The sequence below is a fragment of the Klebsiella planticola genome (assembly GCF_000783935.2).
Lineage (GTDB): Bacteria > Pseudomonadota > Gammaproteobacteria > Enterobacterales > Enterobacteriaceae > Klebsiella > Klebsiella planticola.
The window spans coordinates 3,790,332-3,812,295 of sequence record NZ_CP026047.1 but is presented as its reverse complement, the minus strand read 5'-3'; the positions used below and the strand labels follow the sequence as shown (position 1 = coordinate 3,812,295).

Here is a 21,964-nt window from a genome sequence, read left to right as displayed (position 1 = left end):
TTTACGCTTTGTTGTTGAGGACCAGCTGGCCGTTACTGTCCAGCGGAATCTGCGTCCCGGGATCGTGTTCCATGCGGATTTTTCCCTGCTGTTCGCCAATTTTGTAGGTCACATCGTAGCCCAGCATTTTATCCGACTTGTCATACACCGTTTTACAGCGCTGCTGCGTGGTGGTGTAGGTATCCCCTTCCTGCATCGAACCCTGAATCTGGTTACCGGCGTAACCGCCGCCCAGAGCGCCCACGACGGTCGCCACGCTGCGACCACGACCGCCGCCAAACTGATGGCCGATGACCCCGCCGGCAACGGCGCCAAGAACGGAGCCGGCGATGCGGTTTTCATCCTGCACCGGACGACGATGGGTCACGGTGACGTTACGGCATTCCTGACGCGGAGTTTTTACGGTCTCTTTTATCGGTGTACTGGACACCACTTGCGCATATTGCGGGCCACGATCTAAGACGTTAAGACCAGCGACAGCTGCAACACCCAGCGCGGCAGCCACGCCAATCCCTATACCCGCCAACATTGATTTATTCACGGGGTATCCTCCCTTGTTGCTGATAGAAACAATTTTGCTATCGACCCGGGGACCTTGCAAATGAGAAAGCGGATGAAAAATGCGGGGAAAAGCGGCAAACGGAGTGGATTCAGAGGAATCCGAGATGTTATGCGCGAAATGGCAGACAGAAATTCTGTCATTGAGCCGGCAAGGAGATTACCGGCTCAATGTTCACCTTGTTACCATCCCAAACGGGCCTGGCGGCACAATCCGGGAACGAGGCAAACAGACTATCAGTGCAGCTTCAGACGGGGACGAATGATGCGGTTGATGCGCCCTACCAGCATCATCAGACCGGTCTTGCAGTAGCCGTGCAGCGCAATCTGGTGCATACGGTACAGAGAGATATACACGAAACGCGCAATACGTCCTTCGACCATCATGGAACCGCGCATCAGGTTGCCCATCAGGCTCCCCACGGTCGAGTAGTTGGAGAGCGAAACCAGCGAACCGTGATCTTTATAGACGTAGGGCTTCAGCGGCTTGTCTTTCATCTGCGCCAGAATATTATTCAATGCGCAGGTCGCCATCTGGTGAGCCGCCTGGGCGCGCGGTGGCACAAATCCACCTTCCGGACGCGCGCAGGATGCGCAGTCGCCGATCGCATAAATATCCGGGTCGAGCGTCGTTTGCAGCGTTGGCTGAACCACCAGTTGGTTAATACGGTTGGTTTCCAGACCGCCGATCTCTTTCATAAAGTCCGGCGCTTTGATCCCCGCCGCCCAGACCATCAGGTCGGCATTAATGAACTCGCCGTCTTTGGTGTGCAGACCGTTGGCATCGGCGCTGGTCACCATGGTTTTCGTCAGGACGCGTACACCAAGCTTTGTCAGTTCATTGTGAGCGGCGCTGGAAATACGCGGCGGCAGAGCAGGAAGAATGCGCTCACCCGCTTCAACCAGAGTCACGTTCAATGCCTCGTTAGTCAGCCCTTTGTAACCGTAGCTGTGCAGCTGTTTCACCGCGTTGTGCAGCTCAGCGGAGAGCTCAACGCCGGTAGCCCCGCCGCCCACGATCGCGATATTGACTTTGCCGTTGGCGCCGAGGTTAGCCGAGTATTTCAGGAACAGGTTCAGCATTTCCTGATGGAAACGGCGTGCCTGGTGCGGGTTATCAAGGAAAATACAGTTCTCTTTGACGCCCGGAGTATTAAAGTCGTTAGAGGTACTGCCCAGCGCCATCACCAGCGTGTCGTACGGCAGCTTACGCTCGGCGACCAGCAGCTCGCCCTTCTCGTCACGCAGCTCGGACAGCGTAATGGTTTTCGCTTCACGGTTAATATCCGCCACTGAACCCAGCTGGAACTGGAAACCGTGGTTGCGGGCGTGGGCCAGATAGCTCAGCGCATCGACGCCTTCATCGAGCGAACCGGTCGCCACTTCATGCAGCAACGGCTTCCACAGATGGCTATGATTACGATCCACCAGCGTGATTTTCGCTTTTTTGCTACGCCCCAGCTTTCTCCCCAGCTGAGTCGCCAGTTCCAGTCCACCGGCACCGCCACCTACGATTACGATTTTTTTCAATGGTGTAGTCACGAGACCCCCTAAAAATATTAACCAATTGTTAATTAAAAGTTATATAAATAGCTCTTATTTAACAACAAGTTACAGCAGTGAAACCATTCAGCGAAATTGAGAATACCATGAACGGGTCATTGGTCATACCAAAATTGATATGCATCAAGTTTTACCGCCTGTTTTTTAACCATGCCATCCCTGGCGCCATAAAAAAAGCCCGCCGTATTCACATACGGCGGGCCGGAGTCCAGGAGCGGTTCAGCCTAGCGTCTTAAAGGCTTTTATCCGCTGCAGATGGGGGGAGATGTTTTTGAATTTGTGGGTCTGCTCATTATCCCAGATGATTTCATAGTAGTGATGCAGCAGGTCAGCGGAACGCTGGCTGTCCAGCGCTTCGTCCTGGCGGGAGAGTATCACCAGACAACGATCGCGGTTTTTCTCGCGGAAGTTGTTGACGCACTTGGTCCCGATATCAGCATACTCTTCAGGCCTGTCGATCTTACCTTCCATGTTTTCTGCGGGAAACAGATTGGGGTTAAAAATGGCCTGACGCACATCGCAAAGGAAACCGATCCGTTCCGCCCAATAGCCGCCCAGACCGACGCCGCAAATCAGCGGCCGATCGTCAGTATTAAGCTGCAGCATTTTATCGACTTCTTTTAACAAGTGCTGCATATCATGTTTTGGGTGCCGCGTGCTGTAGCTTATCAGACGCACATCGGGATCGATAAACTGCAGCTGCAGCACTTTCTCATGGTTTCCGGGACTGTTTGAGTCAAAACCGTGTAAATAGATAATCATCGCATCCTCACCAGACTTCAGGTCAATTACGCAGACTTCGCCTCTTGCCAACGCGCGTGGAGCTGCTCCAGCTGCGCATTAACCGTCTTCCAACGGGCAGAATCCCTTAACTCCTGACGGGTAAATGAACCTTTATGATACAATTTCGTAACACGCTCTGCTTTGATCGGCGACAGGTTATCCAGCACGCTGACCGCACCCTTACGATTATTGCAGACCAGGATCATATCGCAACCTGCATCCAGCGATGCCTGCCCACGTTCGGCATAACTGCCCATGATCGCTGCCCCTTCCATCGACAGATCGTCAGAGAAAATGACCCCGTCGAAACCCAGCTCACCGCGCAGCACCGTCTTCAGCCAGTGCGCTGAACCGCTGGCCGGGCGCGGATCCACATCGCTGTAGATAACGTGGGCAGGCATAATGGCATCGAGACGATTTTCCGCCACCAGGGTGCGGAAAACCGCCATATCCCGGGCCCGAATCTCAGCTTCAGCGCGCGGATCTCGCGGCGTCTCTTTATGCGAATCCGCGCTCACAGCACCGTGTCCAGGGAAGTGTTTCCCGGTGGTTTTCATCCCCGCCTCGTGCATACCGTCGATAAAGCGGCGGGCGATGGCCAGCGCTTTATCCGGATCGTCATGATAAGCGCGTTCACCGATCGCGGCACTGATGTGGCCGACATCAAGAACCGGCGCAAAGCTGATATCGATATCCATCGCGATCATCTCGCTGGCCATCAGCCAACCGGCCTGAGCCGCCAGCGCGCCGCCCTCTTCCATCCCCAGCAGCGCCGCAAAAGATTGCGCGGCCGGCAGTCGGGTAAACCCCTCGCGAAAGCGCTGTACGCGCCCGCCTTCCTGATCGACGGCCACCACCAGATGATTGCGCGAAGCCTCGCGGATCTGGCGCACCAGTTCCCGCAGTTGGGCCGGATCGTGATAGTTGCGGGTGAATAAAATCAGCCCGCCCACCAGCGGATGGGCGAGAATCTCACGCTCTTCCGCATCCAGTTCAAACCCTTCGACATCCAACATTACCGGACCCACACTGACCTCTCTTATCCTTTTCATTCTTTGTCTAACTGACACCATGTTTCATCTGCCAGCGTGATAAATTGCCGGTCGCCGGTCTGCTGCCAGCGGCGTTCATACCAGCCCGCCATCAGCAATATGACCCAAGGACGCCAGCGTTGTACCTGCCGCCACAGCAGCCGCTCATCAATACGCGCCAGCCGGGCATATGCGGTGACCAGCTGGCGATGCGCCGCCGGCGCAATCCACACCGCGGCCAGCTCCAGCGCAATGTCGCCGTCGCCCGCATATTCCCAGTCGATCAACCGCAGCCCCGCTTTCGTATGGACAATATTGCCGGCATGCACATCCATATGTAACGGCGCCAGCCGCAGAGGACGAGGCTCGCCGCGCTGCAACAAACGTTTATGCCAACGCAGCCACAGCGGCGTACGCCGCGCAGGATCACAGGCCAGCCAGTAGCGTTCAAGCAGCGGCGCCAGCGCCACATACCAGCCCAGACGCGACTGCCGGTGCAGATGATACAATAACCCTGCCAGCTGCGGGCACTCCGGAAGCGTGCTTTTCATCTCGCCATCGCAATATTCCGCCACCAGCCAGCCCGGCGAATAAAAAAGCGGCGCGGGGACGACGGTCTTCGGCAGGCGAGACAGGGTGCGGTACTGACGGAGGAAATCACGGGCGGGAGCGTCGGGGTCGTGCGGCTGGCGCAGGACCAGCCGCCGGACGCCGTCGCTGATAATACAGCTGCCGCCGCTCAGGCCATTCTGGCCCAGGCCGGCGACAGGTGAATAGCGGGGGAAAAAGCGCGACAACACCTCATCGCGCGTCAGTTTACTGTTGCTGAACGGCACCTTTACCTGACCAAATAATCTCGCCAGTCTGCACCAGCATCAGCTGCATTTTCAGCTCAGGTGAATTGACGTTGCCGGTCGCATTCGAGTACAGCACGTACTGAGCTCCCACGGTACGGGCAATCCCCATCGCTTTGCTGCGGCTGCCGAGACTATCCTGAGGGGATAAACCCAGCTGCTGTTTTGCCACTCCCAGCTGCTGGGCAGACACCAGCGTAAATTTGCCATTGCCGCTCAGGGCATTGCGCAACGCCGTCGTCGCCTCTCCGGCGTTCAGCGTGCCGTTGGTGCGGTTATTCACACTGTCGACCAGCAGAATACTGCCCGCATTGACGCCGCCCGCCTGCAGCATTTGCCCCACCATCGGCTGTACCGCCGCATTCCAGTCATAATGACGCACGCGCGGCGCTGGCTGTGCCGGCGGCTGCTCGTGTTCAATCGGCCCTGGCTGCTCCGGAATAGTCGGAACCGTAGGTACGGTTGGCACCGTCGGCTGCGGCTGCGCGGGCTGGGTTGGCTTCGGCTGCGCCTCCTCAACGGGAGCGGGCTCCTGACGTTGCCCCACGCACCCGGCAAGGAATATCGCCAGTGCCGTGATTAACGCGTAGCGACACATTTTAATCATTACAATTACCCCTTACAGATAAAGATACAGGCGGGCCTTATGTGCCCCCAAAATATTTGCGCTACCGTACAAGGTGACAGAAGAGTGCGCAGGCACCGTGATACTCCGGGCCGGCTCCAGCGGATGCATTTCCAGTCCTCTGGCGTCATACCAGAAGAAGCGGTAATGCACGGTGATCGGTTCCTGTCGTTCATTAAACAGTCTGGAGGTGGCGGTTGCCTGAATCTCTGAGGCCGTGACCTCTGGCGCATCGGCGCTGATGCCCGCCGCCAGCACGTTGGATTCCATCACCAGAGTCTGCTGTTCACCAACGGGGATTTCCGCATGGGAACCGCACCCGACCAGGAGCACAGCCGCCAGAAGCGGGCCGAAATGAGCTGCGCGCATCGATTAACCTTTGTGAGCCAGCATCGGGCCTAGCGGGCGACCGCCCAGCAGGTGCATGTGGATATGGTAGACTTCCTGGCCGCCGTGGCGGTTGCAATTGACAATCAGACGATAGCCATCGTCAGCAAGACCTTCATCACGCGCAATTTTTGCCGCAACGGTCATCATGCGCCCCAGCGTCAGTTCATGTTCAGCGGTCACATCGTTGACGGTAGGAATCAGGATATTGGGGACAATCAGAATGTGGGTCGGCGCCTGCGGGGAAATATCGCGAAAAGCGGTCACCAGTTCATCCTGATAAACCATATCCGACGGGATCTCCCGGCGAATGATTTTGCTAAAAATCGTTTCTTCTGCCATGACTGATTCCTTATTAATTTTTATACCGTGCTCTGGCCTGCCTCTGCAGATAAACGCGGATGCACAGGATTCGCCTAAGAGTATGAGCGAGTTACTCCCTCTCTTTCAACCCGAATGCGCTTTTTCTTATGTCGCGACGGTGATAGCTGCTGATGGATTAATCATATTGCGGCTTCAGGCTTTGCGCCGGGCTCGCTTAAGGGCCTTTTTGGCACCACCGCGGGTATCAAAGGCTGATGCCCACATCTCTTTTATGCCTTAATACGTACCCCAGGTTTCAGCCGGCAGATTGAGAACAATAAAAAAGGCAGCCATTCGGCTGCCTTAGTCTCCCCACATCACGACTTAGTTGCTGCGGATGTACTCATCCATTTCAGTTTTCAGGTTATCGGATTTGGTCCCGAAGATGGCCTGAACGCCTGAACCTGCAACAACCACACCGGCAGCGCCCAGTTTTTTCAGGCCAGCCTGATCAACTTTCGCTACGTCGGCCACGCTGACGCGCAGACGGGTGATGCATGCATCAAGGTTAGTGATGTTGTCTTTACCGCCGAACGCTGCAATCAGTGCCGGAGCCATTTCGCTGGTCGCACCGGCTTTGCTGTCTTCAGTCGTATCTTCACGACCCGGAGTTTTCAGGTCCAGAGCTTTAATCAGCACGCGGAAGATAACGTAGTAGACGATGGCATAGCAGATACCGACGATCGGGAACAGCCACAGTTTGCTGCTGTTACCAGACAGTACGATAAAGTCGATCAGACCGTGAGAGAACGACGTACCATCACGCATACCCAGCAGGATACAGATCGGGAAGGCCAGACCGGCAAGAATAGCGTGGATAACGTACAGAATCGGCGCAACGAACATGAAGGAGAACTCGATCGGCTCGGTGATACCGGTCAGGAACGAGGTCAACGCTGCGGAGATCATGATACCGCCCACTTTCGCGCGGTTTTCCGGCTTAGCGGAGTGCCAAATCGCGATAGCAGCAGCCGGCAGACCGTACATTTTGAACAGGAAGCCGCCGGACAGTTTACCCGCAGTCGGGTCGCCTGCCATATAACGAGGGATATCGCCGTGGAAGACCTGACCTGCCGCGTTGGTGTATTCGCCAATCTGCATCTGGAAAGGAACGTTCCAGATGTGGTGCAGACCAAACGGTACCAGGCAGCGTTCGATGAAGCCGTAGATACCGAACGCCACAACCGGGTTCTGGTATGCCGCCCACTGCGAGAAGGTCTGGATAGCAGTACCGATCGGTGGCCAGATGAAGGAGAGGATCACGCCGGTGAAAATAGCGGCGAGACCGGAGATAATCGGAACAAAACGCTTGCCCGCAAAGAAGCCCAGATATTCAGGCAGCTTGATGCGGTAGAAGCGGTTGAACATGTACGCTGCAATCGCACCAGAGATAATACCGCCGAGTACGCCGGTATCAGCCAGGTGTTTGGCCGCAATTTCTTCAGCAGGTAAATGCAGAACCAGCGGTGCAACGACCGCCATGGTTTTCACCATGATGCCGTAAGCAACAACGGAAGCCAGCGCAGATACGCCGTCGTTATTGGTGAAGCCAAGCGCCACACCGATAGCGAAGATCAATGGCATATTGGCAAAGACTGAACCGCCTGCTTCTGCCATAACGTGGGAAACAACGGCTGGCAGCCAGCTGAAGTTTGCGGAACCGACGCCCAGCAGGATACCTGCGATAGGCAGCACGGAGACCGGCAGCATCAGCGATTTACCGACCTTCTGCAGGTTAGCAAATGCATTCTTAAACATAATTGAGAGTGCTCCTGAGTATTTGGTGCTTTTTACGTTTTCACGCATTGGCACGGGGGGAGAACCGTGCCGTGGACAGGACATCTAAGCGCCCTTTATTTATTACACAGAGTAAAATAATTGACGGAATCATTGTTTGACGGCTATCACGTTTCAATCAGTCAGCGTTGAAAAATTTACACCAACTTACATAATCCGTTTCTGGATGTTGCAAAAAACCCTTCACCGCCCATTTTGTGGCGGTGAACTTTACTCGCTTTACCTATTAATTACGAGCCTTAAAATAATAGAAAGATCGGCAGGTTACAGTCTGGCGGGGTCAATGTGGAACAGGCTGGCGAAATTTTGCGTGGTCTGTTGCGCCAGCTGCTCAAGCGAAACCCCCTTCAGTACCGCCATGTATTCCGCAACATCGCGTACCATTGCCGGCTGGTTCTCTTTGCCGCGATGCGGGACCGGCGCCAGGTACGGCGAGTCGGTTTCCACCAGCAGGCGGTCGAGCGGAACATAGCGCGCGGCATCGCGCAGCTGCTCGGCATTACGGAAAGTGACGATCCCGGAAAACGAGATATAGAAACCCATATCCAGCAATTTACCTGCCGTCTCCCTGTCCTCAGTGAAACAGTGTAGTACGCCACCGCAATCCGTCACTTTTTCTTCCTGCAAAATGGCCAGCGTGTCGGCGCGCGCATCGCGGGTATGCACGATAACCGGCTTGTTTAACTCGCGGCCAATGCGGATATGATCGCGGAAGGAAGCCTGCTGGCGGGGTTTGGTTTCCGGCGTGTAAAAATAGTCCAGCCCGGTCTCCCCCATTGCGACAACCCCCTCTTCCGCCGCCAGCTTACGCAGCTCGTCAACATCGTACTCTTCATCCTGATTGAGCGGATGTACGCCGCAGGAGAAAACCACATTGTCGCGCGGTCCGACAAGCTCACGCATTCCACGGTATCCCGGCAGCGTCGTGGCCACCGCGAGGAAAAACTTCACGTCACGGGCCGCGGCTTTTGCCAGCACATCGTCCACGTCTTTGTGCAGCGTTTGATAATCCAGACCATCCAGATGGCAGTGGGAGTCGACTAAAAACATAATGTCTCGCTCAGAGGTGGGATACGGGAAGTACCGTCCCAGGTTGCAGGTAATGTTCCCAGCGCAGAAGGCGCTCGGTTAGCAGCAGTTCGCGGTTGACGCCAACCACGTTCAACAGCTGGTCCCGGCAGGCGCTGACGTCGCGGGCGATCGCCTGCAAACGGGCGGCAGGCAGCGCCTGCGCCAGCTGATTGACCAGCGTCCAGGCATCAGGGTTACTCACCAGCGTGATGCCCTGTTGCCGTTTTTGTGCATCCAGCAGCAGCGATGCCAGCCAGTGCAAACGAACCGCGGCCTGTTCGTGATTCAAAATCGGCAGCAGCGCCAGCCAGTCGCCGCTGCTTAAGACGCCAGCCAGCGTCTGGGTAAGCTGCTGCCGGGAAGCCCAGTGACTCTCCTGCAGCAGATCCAACGCCGCTGCTGGCGCATTCGCGCTCAGGCGCAGCGCAGAGAGCAGCGTCTCCTGAGGCATTGTCACCTCGCGTTCCAGCCACGCCAGCCCGTAGGACTCTGACGGCGGCGCGAGGTGATGGAGGCGACAGCGGCTGCGCAGCGTGGCCAGCAACCGCGCGGGCTCCTGACAGGCGAGGAAAAACCAGGTATTTTCCGGCGGCTCTTCCAGCGTTTTTAACAGGGCATTTGCCGCCGCATCCGTTAACAAAGCAGCATCGCCTGCCCACACCACTTTGGCGCCGCCAAGACGGGAACGCTCATAAAGCTTTTCGTTAACATCACGCACAGCGTCAATACCGAGGGCGCTTTTGCCTTTTTCCGGCGCCAGGGTGTAGTAATCGGGGTGCGTGCCAGCCTGCATCAGCTGGCAGCTATGGCACTGCCCGCAGCTTTTATTTCCTTCCGGCTGTCGGCACATGAGATAACGGCACAGCGCGTAGATCAGCGCCTCCCCTCCCATGCCAGGCAATGCCTGAAGCAGTAACGCATGGTGACCCCGTCCAGCCTGATAGCCGGCGACTAATTGTTCAAATGACGGGCGTAACCACGGGTACCATTTCATGCGCTTTGCTCCGCGACCCACCGGCGGATAACCGCCTTGATATCACTTGCGACGGCTTCCAGCGACTGCGTCGCATCAATGGTGTGAATAGTCGGATCCTGTGCCGCCAGCTCAAGGTAGCGCGCCCGGGTACGATTGAAGAAAGCCAGCGATTCTTGTTCAATGCGATCGAGTTCACCGCGCGCGCGCGCGCGCTTCAACCCCACCTCCGGCGTCACATCCAGATACAGCGTCAGGTGCGGGCGAAAATTACCCAGTACCGCATCACGCAGCGTAGCCAGCATCGTCTGGTCGATACCGCGACCGCCGCCCTGATAGGCCTGGGTCGACAGGTCGTGGCGATCGCCGATGACCCATTGACCGCGAGCCAGAGCGGGTTTGATCACCGTCTCGACCAGCTGAACGCGGGCGGCGTAAAACATCAGCACTTCGGCTTTGTCATTAATGACTTCATCGCCGGTGGACTGGATATCCAGCACCAGGCTGCGCAGCTTCTCGGCCAGAATAGTGCCGCCCGGTTCGCGGGTAAACACCAGATCGCTGATACCTGATTCCTGCAGCGCCTCCACCACCAGATTGCGCGCGGTGGTCTTCCCTGCGCCTTCCAGGCCTTCGATAACGATATAGTTACTGCGCATTTTTTTCCTTAAGTACTTTCAGATAATCCTGCACCGAGCGGTTGTGGCTGGCCAGATTGGTGTTAAACGTATGCCCACCCTTACCATCGGCAACAAAATAGAGATAGGGCGTTTTCGCCGGGTGCGCCGCGGCGTTCAGAGAGGCTTCTCCCGGTGCGGCGATGGGCCCCGGCGGCATACCGCCGATCACGTAGGTATTGTACGCCGTCGGCGTCTCCAGATCTTTGCGCGTCAGCTTGCCAGTATAACTCTCCCCCATACCGTAGATAACGGTCGGGTCGGTTTGCAGACGCATACCAATCCGTAGGCGATTGATAAATACCGACGCCACGCGGTCGCGCTCTTCGGCAACCGCCGTCTCTTTTTCAATAATGGACGCCATGGTCAGCAGCTGGTTCTGATCTTTGTACGGCAGATTATCCATCCGCCCTTCCCAGGCTTTTTCGACCTGCGCGACCATCTTCTGATGCGCGCGCTTGAGGATCGCCACATCGCTGGTATGGGCGGTATACATCCAGGTATCCGGCCAGAACCAGCCTTCAACCCAATCCGCATGCTCGAGGTTAAGCGCCTGGGCGACGGTTTCGTAGCGGTCATCTGTCAGCGTATGTTTGATATACGGCGCATCGCGCAGCTGACGCAGGTAGTCGCTCACCCGCATCCCCTCCACAAAGCGCAGCGGGAACTGGGCCTCTTTGCCGCTGCCCAGCAGTTGCAGCATTTCCCGCACCGTCATGTCCGGCGTAAAGCGGTAGGTACCGGCTTTAAAGTGGGATAATTCAGGCTCAAGACGCAGCAGCCACTGGAATACGCGCGGCCGGTTGATCACCTTATCGACGTACAGCTGCTCACCCAGCGCCATGCGCCCGGTACCGGCCTCTAAGGTGAAGATCGTCTCTTCTTTAATCAGCAGCTTGCTCTGTGCAAGCTGACGAACTTTCCAGATGCCCGCGCCTGCAGCAATGCCCAGCACTACCAACAACAGCAGGATAAAACGTAACATTTTCTTCATGACTAACCAGACAGCTCACACAGTGGGGCTAAAAAATGATAAAGCTCTCGCGAGGACCAGCATGTCTCGTCCCAGCGGCGAACCGGTACCAGCGGCATCAGCGCATTGCATATCAGCACTTCATCGGCATCACGCAACGCATCCGTACCCGCAGTGACTTCGACAACGCGAAACGGCGATTGTGCCAGTTGCGCGATGCAATGCTGGCGCATAATGCCATTGACCCCGGCATGATCGAGACGTGGCGTAAACACATCCATCCCCTTGCGCCAGAACAGATTCGCGGCACAGCATTCCGTAAGCCACCCGTCGCTGTCAAGAACCAGCGCCTCATCGGCGTCCGTCTGCTCAAGATGAGACCGGATCAACACCTGTTCCAGGCGGTTCAAGTGCTTCAGCCCGGCCAGCGCCGGATTACGTCCCAGCCGAACCGGGCTTAGCGTCAGCGCAACGCCGGTTTCTTGCCAGCGCGCATAATGCGCCGGATAAGCCGAAACGCTGAGGATACGTGTGGGAGCCTGACAGCTCGCGCCGCTGTAGCCGCGTCCGCCTGCACCGCGCGTCAGAATGACTTTAAGCACGCCGTCATCATGCGCCAGCGCCAGGTGCCGCATTTCCTCTTCCAGCGTTTGCCAGCGGGTGTAGGGAATCATCAGTTTTTCGCAGGCCTGCTGCAAACGGCGAAGGTGGGCTGGCAACATCTGTACTTTACGTCCCGCAATGCGTGCGGTGGTAAAGCACCCATCCCCAAACTGAATGGCCCGGTCATTAGCGGCCAGGGTGTCCCGTTCAATGCCATTAATCAAGAACATAGCGGCTCCTTATCGGTGGCCTGTCAGTGTCTCAGGATGAATTACGCAGGACAAGCAGAGAAAGCTGAAGAAAAAAGAAGGCCCGCATTTGATGCAGGCCTGAGTCAGGATTTAGCGGCAAGCGCGACGGGCTTAGATCTTTTTAAAGATCAGTGAACCGTTGGTGCCACCAAAGCCGAAGGAGTTACACAGCGCGTACTCCATACCGGAAACCTGACGCGCTTCGTGTGGAACGAAGTCCAGGTCACAACCCTCATCCGGATTATCCAGGTTGATGGTCGGCGGAACCACGCCATCGCGCAGCGCCAGGATGGAGTAGATCGATTCTACTGCTCCGGCAGCGCCCAGCAGGTGCCCGGTCATTGATTTGGTTGAGCTGACCATCACGCGGCTTGCGGCGTCACCGAAGACAGATTTAACCGCCTGCGCTTCTGCTTTATCGCCCGCCGGCGTCGAGGTGCCATGCGCGTTAACGTAAGCAATCTGGCCCGGTTCAATCCCTGCATCGCGGATGGCATTCACCATCGCCAGGGCCGCGCCGGCGCCGTTCTCCGGAGGAGACGTCATATGGTAAGCATCGCTGCTCATACCAAAGCCGACGATTTCCGCGTAGATTTTCGCGCCGCGTTTTTTGGCGTGCTCGTACTCTTCCAGCACCACCATACCTGCACCGTCGCCCAGCACAAAACCGTCGCGATCTTTATCCCACGGACGGCTTGCCGCCTGCGGATTGTCGTTGCGGGTTGAGAGCGCACGCGCGGCGCCAAAGCCACCCACGCCAAGCGGGGTACTGGCTTTTTCCGCACCGCCGGCCACCATTGCATCAGCATCGCCATACGCAATCATACGCGCAGCCTGACCAATATTGTGTACGCCAGAGGTACAAGCGGTCGCGATAGAAATACTCGGCCCACGCAGACCAAACATGATGGTCAAATGCCCGGCCACCATGTTAACAATTGTAGACGGTACAAAGAACGGGCTGATCTTCCGAGGTCCGCCGTTGGTTAACGAACTGTGGTTTTCCTCGATCAGGCCAAGACCGCCAATACCGGAACCAATAGCGGCGCCGATGCGGGTTGCGTTCTCTTCCGTTACTTCAAGACCAGAATCCTGCATGGCCTGAACGCCAGCGACAATTCCATATTGAATGAAGGCATCCATCTTGCGCTGTTCTTTGCGCGAGATAATGTCATCACAGTTAAAATCCTTTACTAAGCCAGCAAATTTTGTTGCATAGGCGCTAGTATCGAAATGGTCGATCAGGCTGATGCCACTCTGACCGGCAAGGAGAGCTTTCCAGGTAGACTCTACGGTATTGCCGACAGGAGACAACATGCCCAGTCCGGTCACAACTACACGACGCTTAGACACGGTTGTCCTCCAGGGAGGGAAAATAGATTCTTGTGGGACAAAAAAAGATAAAACTCAGGCGGTCGAATGACCGCCTGGAGATGTTCACTTACGCCTGGTGACCGTTGATGTAATCAATGGCAGCCTGAACAGTGGTGATTTTCTCAGCTTCTTCGTCCGGAATCTCAGTATCAAACTCTTCTTCCAGAGCCATTACCAGCTCAACGGTGTCAAGAGAATCAGCGCCCAGGTCTTCAACGAAGGAAGCATTGTTGGTAACTTCTTCCTGCTTAACGCCCAGCTGTTCGCCGATAATTTTCTTAACGCGTTCTTCGATAGTGCTCATACTCTTAAATTTCCTATCAAAACTCGCTTTCGCGATGGTTTTCGTAGTGTATAAAATGTTGAAAAATTTGCAACTAAATCCCGGCAGGTCTTACCACGATTTTACGCTATTTTGCGGGTGTTTGCCCTCAGAACGCAAATCATTTTGCACAAAACCGCATTCGGGATCGCACAGACTGCGCGGTTCCTGAGCGTTTTGTGCAAATCTCGGTCAGACCATATACATTCCGCCGTTGACGTGCAGGGTTTCACCAGAGATGTAACCTGCTTCGTCAGAAGCTAAGAACGCAACCGCACTGGCGATTTCTTTTGCATCGCCGAGGCGACCCGCAGGAACTTGCGCCAGAATACCCGCACGCTGATCTTCAGACAGCGCACGCGTCATGTCCGTTTCAATAAAGCCCGGAGCAACAACGTTAACAGTAATACCGCGGGACGCGACTTCACGTGCCAGCGATTTACTAAAACCAATCAGACCCGCTTTCGCCGCAGCGTAGTTGGCCTGACCAGCATTTCCCATGGTACCGACCACAGAACCGATAGTAATAATGCGGCCGTGACGCTTTTTCATCATAGCGCGCATTACTGCTTTTGACAGACGGAAAACTGATGACAGGTTGGTTTCGATAATATCGTTCCACTCATCATCTTTCATTCGCATTAACAGGTTATCACGAGTAATACCGGCATTATTAACCAGGATATCAACTTCACCAAACTCTGCGCGAATATTTCCCAGAACAGATTCGATAGATGCCGGATCGGTCACATTCAACAGCATACCTTTGCCATTAGCACCGAGGTAATCGCTGATCGCCTGCGCACCGCTCTCGCTGGTGGCCGTGCCGATCACTTTCGCGCCACGGGCGACAAGCGTTTCTGCGATTGCGCGGCCAATGCCGCGACTTGCACCGGTAACCAGCGCGATTTTTCCTTCAAAACTCATGGTATTCCTCTTTTATTGCTCAAGCGCCGCAGACATCGCTGCTGGCTCGTTAAGCGCGGAAGCGGTCAGGGTGTCAACAATACGTTTGGTCAGACCGGTGAGGACTTTACCCGGTCCCACTTCATACAGGTGTTCTACGCCCTGGGATGCCATAAACTCAACGGTTTTGGTCCACTGAACCGGGCTGTACAGCTGGCGAATCAGCGCATCGCGAATCGCGTCTGGCGCCGTTTCACACTGCACATCAACGTTGTTCACCACCGAAATAACCGGTGCGTTAAAGGTGATGTTTTGCAGTTCGACAGCCAGTTTTTCCGCCGCAGGCTTCATCAGCGCGCAGTGGGACGGGACGCTCACCGGCAGCGGCAGCGCACGTTTAGCGCCGGCAGCTTTACAGGCAGCACCGGCACGCTCAACGGCTTCTTTGTTGCCGGCAATGACCACCTGGCCCGGAGAGTTAAAGTTGACCGGAGCCACGACCTGCCCTTCGGCGGACTCTTCGCAGGCTTTCGCAATAGACGCATCGTCAAGACCGATAATCGCTGACATCGCGCCGGTCCCTTCCGGGACCGCTTCCTGCATAAATTTGCCGCGCATTTCGACCAGACGCACCGCGTCGGCAAAATCAATCACGCCGGCACAAACCAGCGCGGAATACTCACCCAGGCTATGACCCGCCAGCAGAGCCGGGGTCTTACCGCCCTGCTGCTGCCAGACGCGATACAGCGCCACGGAAGCAGTCAGCAGCGCAGGCTGGGTTTGCCAGGTTTTGTTCAGCTCTTCCGCCGGGCCCTGCTGAGCAAGCGCCCACAGATCGTAACCCAACGCCGCAGAGGCTTCACGGAAAGTTTCTTCGATAACCGGATACGCCGCTGCCATGTCAGACAACATGCCGACCGTCTGAGAACCTTGTCCCGGGAACACAAAAGCAAATTGCGTCATGTCTAAATCCTTATCCTAAAAACGAACCAGCGCGGAACCCCAGGTGAAACCGCCACCAAAGGCTTCCAGCAGAATCAGCTGACCACGCTGGATGCGGCCATCGCGCACCGCTTCATCCAGCGCACAGGGAACGGAAGCCGCGGAGGTATTGCCATGACGATCGAGCGTCACCACCACGTTATCCATCGACATCCCCAGTTTTCTTGCCGTCGCGCTGATGATGCGCAGGTTAGCCTGATGCGGTACCAGCCAGTCCAGCGCCGAGCGATCGAGATTGTTAGCCGCCAGCGTCTCATCGACAATATGCGCCAGTTCGGTCACGGCAACTTTAAACACTTCGTTGCCCGCCATCGTCAGATAGATCGGATTTTCCGGCTCAACGCGATCGGCGTTCGGCAGCGTTAACAGCTCGCCGTAGCGGCCATCCGCATGCAGGTGGGTGGAAATGATACCCGGCTCTTCAGAAGCGCCCAGTACGACGGCTCCCGCGCCATCACCAAAAATAATAATCGTCCCGCGATCGCCAGGATCGCAGGTACGCGCCAGAACGTCAGCGCCAATCACCAGCGCGTAGTCCACGGCTCCGTTTTTCACGTATTGATCGGCGATGCTCAGTGCGTAGGTAAACCCTGCGCACGCCGCCGCCACGTCAAAGGCCGGGCAGCCATTAATACCCAGCATAGACTGAATCTGACAAGCCGAACTTGGAAATGCGTGAGTACCCGAGGTGGTCGCAACAACGATCAGACCAATTTGCTCCGGTTTAACACCCGCCATATCCAGCGCATTTTTTGCCGCTTCAAAACCCAGCGTAGCAACGGTTTCATTCGGTGCAGCAATACGACGTTCACGGATACCCGTACGAGTAACAATCCACTCGTCGGACGTCTCTACCATTTTTTCCAGGTCGGCGTTAGTACGCACTTGCTCGGGCAGATAACTGCCGGTACCAATAATCTTCGTATACATGTACGCTCAGTCACTCTTGGGTAATATACCCGCCTTGTTCAAACCGCTGGGCGTCAGCCTTCTTCGTTCGTCCCGCTTTGCTGCCGGGAGTTCCCGTTTCTGTCGCCCGTGGGCAGTTCGAAACCTGCTGGGTATAAAGATTCCAGGCGAGCGGCGATCCGCTGAGGAATTTGCCGCTGCACCGCCTGCACTGCCTGCTCTATCGCCACGCTGAAGGCGCGCTGATTGGCAGCACCGTGACTCTTAATCACGGAACCGCGCAATCCTAACAGACAGGCGCCATTATACTGGTCGGGGTTGAGGTGACTGAATCGCCTTGCCAGGCTTTTTTGTAACCAACGCTTCAATAACAGCAGCCACCACGACCGTTTTTTGCCCTCACCCTGTGATTTCAGCAGCGAGAGGAACATTCTGACAACACCTTCCATAGTTTTTAATGTGACGTTGCCCGTGAATCCATCACAAACCAGCACATCGGTTTTGCCCGTCAATAGTTCGTTGGCTTCAAGATAGCCGATATAGTTCAGCGACGGCAGTGTCTTCAGCACCGCAGCGGCATCGCGGATACTGCTGAGGCCCTTCATCTCTTCTTCGCCGATGTTCAACAGCGCGACGCGGGGGTTCTCAATGCCGACCACTTCTTCGGCCAGTACGGCGCCCATGACCGCAAACTGCACCAGCATCGTACTATCGCAATCCACGTTGGCGCCCAAATCCAGCACCACCGTTTTGCCCTTTTGCTGATGCGGTAACACCGTCACCAGCGCCGGACGCTCAATCCCTTCAATGGGTTTGAGTAATAACTTGGCCAGTCCCATCAGCGCGCCGGTATTCCCCGCGCTGACGCAGGCTTCCGCCCGCCCTTCTTTTACTAACTCCAGCGCCACGCGCATTGAGCTTCCGCGGCTACTGCGGATCGCCTGAGCGGGCCGCGCATCACTAGCAATAACTGACTGCGCAGGGATCACCTGCAGACGCGAACGTTGTTCGAAATCAGCTTTGGCAAGTAATGGCGTGATGGTGTCGGGGTCGCCGACTAAAAGAAGTGTGAGTTGCGAATTAGAGTTCAGTGCCTGCAGTGCTGCAGGCACTGTCACGGATGGGCCAAAATCACCCCCCATGACATCTAACGCCAGGGTTAGACGTGTCAAGATATCGTCGCTGCCCGGTTCGGTTATTCCCCAGTCACCTGGGGAAATCCTCGCTAAGCTTCATCACGCTCATACTCTTTGTCTTTCACGCTGCAAGTATATTGACTGCGCTCGTTCATCCCAGTCACATAGTTGTCTATGCTGCCGGCGATGTTCTCGCTTACGCCTCTTGCCGCGCGAAATCCATGGAGTCGTGCGTGATTACTTAGCGATAACCTTGCGACCGCGGTAGAAACCGTCGGCAGTGATGTGGTGACGCAGGTGTTTCTCACCAGAAGTTTTGTCTACAGACAGGCTGGTGACTGCGGTCAGAGCGTCATGGGAACGACGCATGCCACGTTTGGAACGGGTTGGTTTATTCTGTTGTACGGCCATGGACCTTACTCCTCAATTACTTATGCTTTAAGCTGGCTAATACGGCAAATGGATTTGGTTTTTGTGCCTCTTCAGGCAGTTCACCAAAGACCATGTCCGCGTCGGACACTTCACAGTGTTCAGAATCATGCACCGGAACTACAGGCAAGGAGAGAATGACTTCATCCTCAACCATCGCTTGCAGGTCGATTTCACCGAATTCGTTAACCTCAATCGGCTCATACGCTTCCGGCAGTGCTTCGGCCTGTTCGTCATTTCTGACGGGGCTAAAACAATACGTGGTGTGGACATGATGGGGGAACGGTTTCCCGCAACGCTGACATTCGAGGGTTACTGATACCTTTGCATCGCCGGTAATAACGGCAAGGCGCTGATTATCAATAGCGAACGACATGCTGCATTCCACATCGCTGTCCACGCTGACTACTGAATCGGCTACACGTTCAACCTGATCACGGGCATAGATACCTTCGTAATCGAGGCGTTTTTGAGCCGTGCGAACCGGATCGAGAGTCAGGGGTAATTTTACCTTTTGCATAGGGCGCGCATATTAACTTTGTAATGTCATAGAGTCAAAGAAAAAGGCAGCCTCAGGTTGCCTTTCGCCATTTATTCGCACACATTGCGGCCCATAGTTTAAAATGATGCTCTTAGAAGCGCTATATGTGGATGAAAAAATATGTCTGAACTTATCCTGGCGTCGACCTCGCCGTGGCGGCGAATGCTGCTGGAAAAACTGGCCATGCCGTTTGACTGCGCGGCGCCTGATGTGGATGAAACACCCCACCCCGGCGAATCTGCCCGTCAGCTGGTGGTCCGTCTGGCGCAGGCAAAGGCGCAGGCTCTTGCCGAACGCTATCCCCGGCACTTAATTATCGGATCCGATCAGGTTTGCGTCCTCGATGGCGAAATTACCGGCAAGCCGCACAGCGAAGAGAATGCGCGCCTGCAGTTAAGGAAAGCCAGCGGCACGATTGTGACCTTTTATACCGGACTGGCACTTTATCATTCCGCCAACGGCCATCTACAAACCGAGTGTGAACCCTTTGATGTCCATTTTCGCCATTTAAGCGACCAGGAAATAGACAATTATGTGCGCAAAGAGCGTCCGCTGCACTGCGCCGGGAGTTTTAAAAGTGAAGGTCTGGGCATTACCCTTTTCGAGCGACTGGAAGGACGTGACCCGAATGCGCTGGTGGGCCTGCCGCTGATCGCCCTGTGTCAGATGCTACGCCGGGAAGGCTGTAATCCGCTGTTGCGCTAGCCGTTTATTCTGCCGGGCCGGAACCGCCGTTCTGGCCTGCTGCTCTACCCTGGTTTTTTTCCGTCTCAGCCAGTCATCTCATTTCCCCTCTTAGCGACTGAAAATAACCGTGGACTCACTCACGCGCCTGGCCGCGGCTGTCTGTTACCCTGCCAGCCTGATGTTGCTCATCACCGTGGGGATGGGGCAGACTGCCGGCCTGTTTATCCATCCGCTGATGGGCGAAACAACACCACTATTGCCGAAGTCAGGATGGCGCTGGCGACAGGTCAGTGGCAGTGGGGAGCGAGCCAGCCGCCGTCTGGCCTGGCCCGGAGGTCTGGCGAACGGCAATCCTGATGGGGTGCGGTATGGGATATCGCGCTGGCGCGGCGGGTAAATTTACCCATAAAGGAGAAAAACGTCGCGGTGAATGCTGGCACAGCGACGCAGCAGATGACAATGGCGGACTCAGCGTCCGCCGGGACGATCATTTACTATTACGTAGCACCTGCAGGCAGCGCTTCAGCTGGTTATCCAGCGGCGCTTCGACACGCATCACTTCCCCGGTCCCCGGATGAGTAAATTTCAGCGCGGCAGCATGGAGGAACAACCGATTCAGGCCGGTGCCAGCCAGCTGTTTGTCAAACTCGCGGTCGCCATAACGGTCGTCAAAGGCAATGGGGTGGCCCGCATACTGCGTGTGAACGCGGATCTGGTGCGTACGCCCGGTCACCGGACTGCAGCGAACCAGCGTCGCGTGCGTATAGCGCTCTTCAACCTTAAAGCGCGTCTCCGACGGTTTTCCTTCCTGACTGACGCGAACGATACGTTCGCCGCTCTGCAGAATGTTTTTCAGCAGCGGTGCCTGCACCACTTTGGTGTGCGACTGCCACTGCCCGCGCACCAGCGCCAGATAATCCTTCTGCATCCCCTTTTCGCGCAGCTGTTCATGCAGCGAACGCAGCGCGGAACGCTTCTTCGCGACCAGCAGTACGCCGGAGGTATCGCGGTCAAGGCGGTGAACCAGTTCGAGGAAACGGGCTTCCGGACGCAGCGCGCGCAGGCCTTCAATGACGCCGAAACTCAGGCCGCTGCCGCCGTGCACCGCGGTACCGGAAGGTTTGTTCAGCACCAGAATATGGTCATCTTCATACAGAATCACGTCGGCCAGCGCCGACACTTTCTGCAGATGCGGGGAGACGGCTTCTTCTTCACGCTCGGCAACCCGAACAGGCGGAATGCGGATTTCGTCGCCGGCTTCCAGCTTGTATTCCGGCTTGACGCGTTTTTTATTCACCCGCACCTCGCCTTTACGCAGGATGCGATAAATCATGCTCTTCGGTACGCCCTTTAGCTGCGTACGCAAAAAGTTATCGATGCGTTGCCCCGCTTCATCGGCGGTAATGGCAACCATTTTTACGCTTGGAGTCTCAGTTTTCATGGTGCGCGATTCTAAATAGCCCGACGCATTAGCGCCACTCATTTTTATATGCTTATATTTATCATTATCCGGTTTTCATTGAATGCTTCATCGGCGTTTTGTTTGTTATTAGAACAATCTGTATGCGCTGGTGAAAAAACTGTGAGTAACCGGGTGATAAAAGGTAAAAGTCAACTTGCTATAACAAGGTTAGCAATGGAATAATGATGCCGTTTTCCGTGTTGAATCTTGTTAGAACAAGAAATTAGCGGAATGACCAATTTTGTCTGACCGATCATCCACGCAGCAATGGCGTAAGACGTATTGATCTTTCAGACAGTTAGCGGGCTGCGGGTTGCAGTCCTTACCGGTACAGGCCTCTATGGATTTCACGTCGCAGGAAGGCGTCGACTCCGGGTATTCCCGGGTGCTCTACTCAGTCCGCTGATTGAGATGAGCGGGTTAAGCCACTACATCTGTAACGTGAAAGACGACGAGATATACGCAAAATTATTCAGGATGCGCCAAGGCGGCGAAAGAGAGAATCTCCGGAACTGACATCATCAGTAAGTCAGCAACAGGGGTGAAACGAGCAAGCCGACGCAGAAGCAACCTGGAAAATGACGCGTATAAATGGAATCTTCTCTGGTGATACATCCCAGGCTGTTCCCCTGCTAATTGCGCTGTGTTTCCGTTTGAAATACAGGCGACCGACACTCTGCGCCTCTT

At 55.7% G+C, this 21,964-nt stretch carries 25 protein-coding genes; 2 read left to right on the top strand and 23 right to left on the bottom strand.

Annotated features, from left to right (window positions below; translation table 11 throughout):
- Position 1 precedes the first annotated feature (1 nt).
- From MC50_RS18375 to yceD, 22 genes are all read right to left on the bottom strand, one after another.
- On the bottom strand, positions 2–541 hold the full coding sequence (locus MC50_RS18375) for a glycine zipper 2TM domain-containing protein (protein ID WP_048619515.1): 540 nt from the start codon (positions 539–541) through the stop codon (positions 2–4).
- 254 nt (positions 542–795) lie between these two features.
- Positions 796–2,100, bottom strand: a complete 1,305-nt coding sequence (locus MC50_RS18370; protein ID WP_032688338.1) for an NAD(P)/FAD-dependent oxidoreductase — start codon at positions 2,098–2,100, stop codon at positions 796–798.
- Positions 2,101–2,340: 240 nt separating this feature from the next.
- Entirely contained in the window at positions 2,341–2,883 is a 543-nt protein-coding gene (gene ycfP / locus MC50_RS18360; RefSeq protein WP_032688339.1) for an alpha/beta hydrolase YcfP, read from the bottom strand.
- A 26-nt stretch (positions 2,884–2,909) separates the two neighbouring features.
- Positions 2,910–3,932 carry a beta-N-acetylhexosaminidase gene (nagZ, locus tag MC50_RS18355; protein ID WP_047664654.1) on the bottom strand — a complete coding sequence of 341 codons (1,023 nt, stop codon included), beginning with the start codon at positions 3,930–3,932 and terminating at the stop codon, positions 2,910–2,912.
- A gap of 20 nt (positions 3,933–3,952) precedes the next feature.
- Positions 3,953–4,771, bottom strand: coding sequence for a thiamine kinase (thiK, locus tag MC50_RS18350; RefSeq protein WP_032695740.1), 819 nt, complete (start codon positions 4,769–4,771; stop codon positions 3,953–3,955).
- Positions 4,752–5,387 (bottom strand): penicillin-binding protein activator LpoB, encoded by a 636-nt coding sequence (gene lpoB, locus MC50_RS18345; RefSeq protein ID WP_165457265.1) that lies wholly within the window; start codon positions 5,385–5,387, stop codon positions 4,752–4,754. The genes thiK and lpoB overlap by 20 nt, the downstream gene beginning before the upstream one ends.
- Before the next feature lie 21 nt (positions 5,388–5,408).
- Positions 5,409–5,783 carry a YcfL family protein gene (locus MC50_RS18340; protein WP_015584643.1) on the bottom strand — a complete coding sequence of 125 codons (375 nt, stop codon included), beginning with the start codon at positions 5,781–5,783 and terminating at the stop codon, positions 5,409–5,411.
- Between the two features lie 3 nt (positions 5,784–5,786).
- Complete coding sequence (gene hinT, locus MC50_RS18335) at positions 5,787–6,143, bottom strand: purine nucleoside phosphoramidase (RefSeq protein ID WP_004860530.1); 357 nt, start codon at positions 6,141–6,143, stop codon at positions 5,787–5,789.
- A 345-nt stretch (positions 6,144–6,488) separates the two neighbouring features.
- Positions 6,489–7,922 (bottom strand): PTS glucose transporter subunit IIBC, encoded by a 1,434-nt coding sequence (gene ptsG / locus MC50_RS18325; RefSeq protein WP_004860526.1) that lies wholly within the window; start codon positions 7,920–7,922, stop codon positions 6,489–6,491.
- A 303-nt stretch (positions 7,923–8,225) separates the two neighbouring features.
- Complete coding sequence (locus MC50_RS18320; protein ID WP_004860525.1) at positions 8,226–9,011, bottom strand: metal-dependent hydrolase; 786 nt, start codon at positions 9,009–9,011, stop codon at positions 8,226–8,228.
- A 10-nt stretch (positions 9,012–9,021) separates the two neighbouring features.
- Positions 9,022–10,026, bottom strand: a complete 1,005-nt coding sequence (gene holB / locus MC50_RS18315) for a DNA polymerase III subunit delta' (RefSeq protein ID WP_032688342.1) — start codon at positions 10,024–10,026, stop codon at positions 9,022–9,024.
- Positions 10,023–10,664 carry a dTMP kinase gene (gene tmk / locus MC50_RS18310; RefSeq protein ID WP_032688343.1) on the bottom strand — a complete coding sequence of 214 codons (642 nt, stop codon included), beginning with the start codon at positions 10,662–10,664 and terminating at the stop codon, positions 10,023–10,025. Before tmk ends, holB begins: the two co-directional genes overlap by 4 nt.
- Positions 10,654–11,676: a cell division protein YceG gene (gene yceG / locus MC50_RS18305; protein ID WP_102990899.1), complete on the bottom strand. Its 1,023-nt coding sequence runs from the start codon at positions 11,674–11,676 to the stop codon at positions 10,654–10,656. Before yceG ends, tmk begins: the two co-directional genes overlap by 11 nt.
- 2 nt (positions 11,677–11,678) lie before the next feature.
- A complete protein-coding gene (pabC, locus tag MC50_RS18300; RefSeq protein ID WP_047664650.1) occupies positions 11,679–12,488 on the bottom strand; it encodes an aminodeoxychorismate lyase in 810 nt (269 codons plus the stop codon).
- Between the two features lie 132 nt (positions 12,489–12,620).
- Positions 12,621–13,862, bottom strand: a complete 1,242-nt coding sequence (gene fabF, locus MC50_RS18295) for a beta-ketoacyl-ACP synthase II (protein WP_032688347.1) — start codon at positions 13,860–13,862, stop codon at positions 12,621–12,623.
- Positions 13,863–13,950: 88 nt separating this feature from the next.
- Positions 13,951–14,187: an acyl carrier protein gene (gene acpP / locus MC50_RS18290; protein WP_000103754.1), complete on the bottom strand. Its 237-nt coding sequence runs from the start codon at positions 14,185–14,187 to the stop codon at positions 13,951–13,953.
- Positions 14,188–14,397: 210 nt separating this feature from the next.
- Positions 14,398–15,132, bottom strand: coding sequence for a 3-oxoacyl-ACP reductase FabG (fabG, locus tag MC50_RS18285; protein ID WP_004860512.1), 735 nt, complete (start codon positions 15,130–15,132; stop codon positions 14,398–14,400).
- A gap of 12 nt (positions 15,133–15,144) precedes the next feature.
- The gene (gene fabD / locus MC50_RS18280; protein ID WP_032688348.1) at positions 15,145–16,074 is read right to left on the bottom strand and encodes an ACP S-malonyltransferase; all 930 of its coding nucleotides are present in this window, start codon (positions 16,072–16,074) and stop codon (positions 15,145–15,147) included.
- Between the two features lie 15 nt (positions 16,075–16,089).
- Positions 16,090–17,043 (bottom strand): beta-ketoacyl-ACP synthase III, encoded by a 954-nt coding sequence (locus MC50_RS18275; RefSeq protein ID WP_032688349.1) that lies wholly within the window; start codon positions 17,041–17,043, stop codon positions 16,090–16,092.
- A gap of 53 nt (positions 17,044–17,096) precedes the next feature.
- Positions 17,097–18,194, bottom strand: a complete 1,098-nt coding sequence (gene plsX, locus MC50_RS18270) for a phosphate acyltransferase PlsX (protein ID WP_071824628.1) — start codon at positions 18,192–18,194, stop codon at positions 17,097–17,099.
- 201 nt (positions 18,195–18,395) lie between these two features.
- Entirely contained in the window at positions 18,396–18,569 is a 174-nt protein-coding gene (gene rpmF, locus MC50_RS18260) for a 50S ribosomal protein L32 (protein ID WP_000290724.1), read from the bottom strand.
- A 16-nt stretch (positions 18,570–18,585) separates the two neighbouring features.
- Complete coding sequence (gene yceD / locus MC50_RS18255) at positions 18,586–19,107, bottom strand: 23S rRNA accumulation protein YceD (RefSeq protein WP_047664648.1); 522 nt, start codon at positions 19,105–19,107, stop codon at positions 18,586–18,588.
- Positions 19,108–19,248: 141 nt separating this feature from the next.
- Here yceD and MC50_RS18250 point away from each other — a divergent pair, with 141 nt between their 5' ends.
- Both MC50_RS18250 and MC50_RS28545 read left to right on the top strand, forming a co-directional pair.
- Complete coding sequence (locus tag MC50_RS18250; RefSeq protein WP_032688367.1) at positions 19,249–19,833, top strand: Maf family protein; 585 nt, start codon at positions 19,249–19,251, stop codon at positions 19,831–19,833.
- Between the two features lie 109 nt (positions 19,834–19,942).
- Entirely contained in the window at positions 19,943–20,212 is a 270-nt protein-coding gene (locus tag MC50_RS28545) for a hypothetical protein (RefSeq protein ID WP_123618909.1), read from the top strand.
- Between the two features lie 90 nt (positions 20,213–20,302).
- Here the strand turns inward: MC50_RS28545 and rluC are convergent, their stop codons facing one another.
- Positions 20,303–21,256: a 23S rRNA pseudouridine(955/2504/2580) synthase RluC gene (gene rluC, locus MC50_RS18245; protein WP_015584649.1), complete on the bottom strand. Its 954-nt coding sequence runs from the start codon at positions 21,254–21,256 to the stop codon at positions 20,303–20,305.
- Positions 21,257–21,964 lie beyond the last annotated feature (708 nt).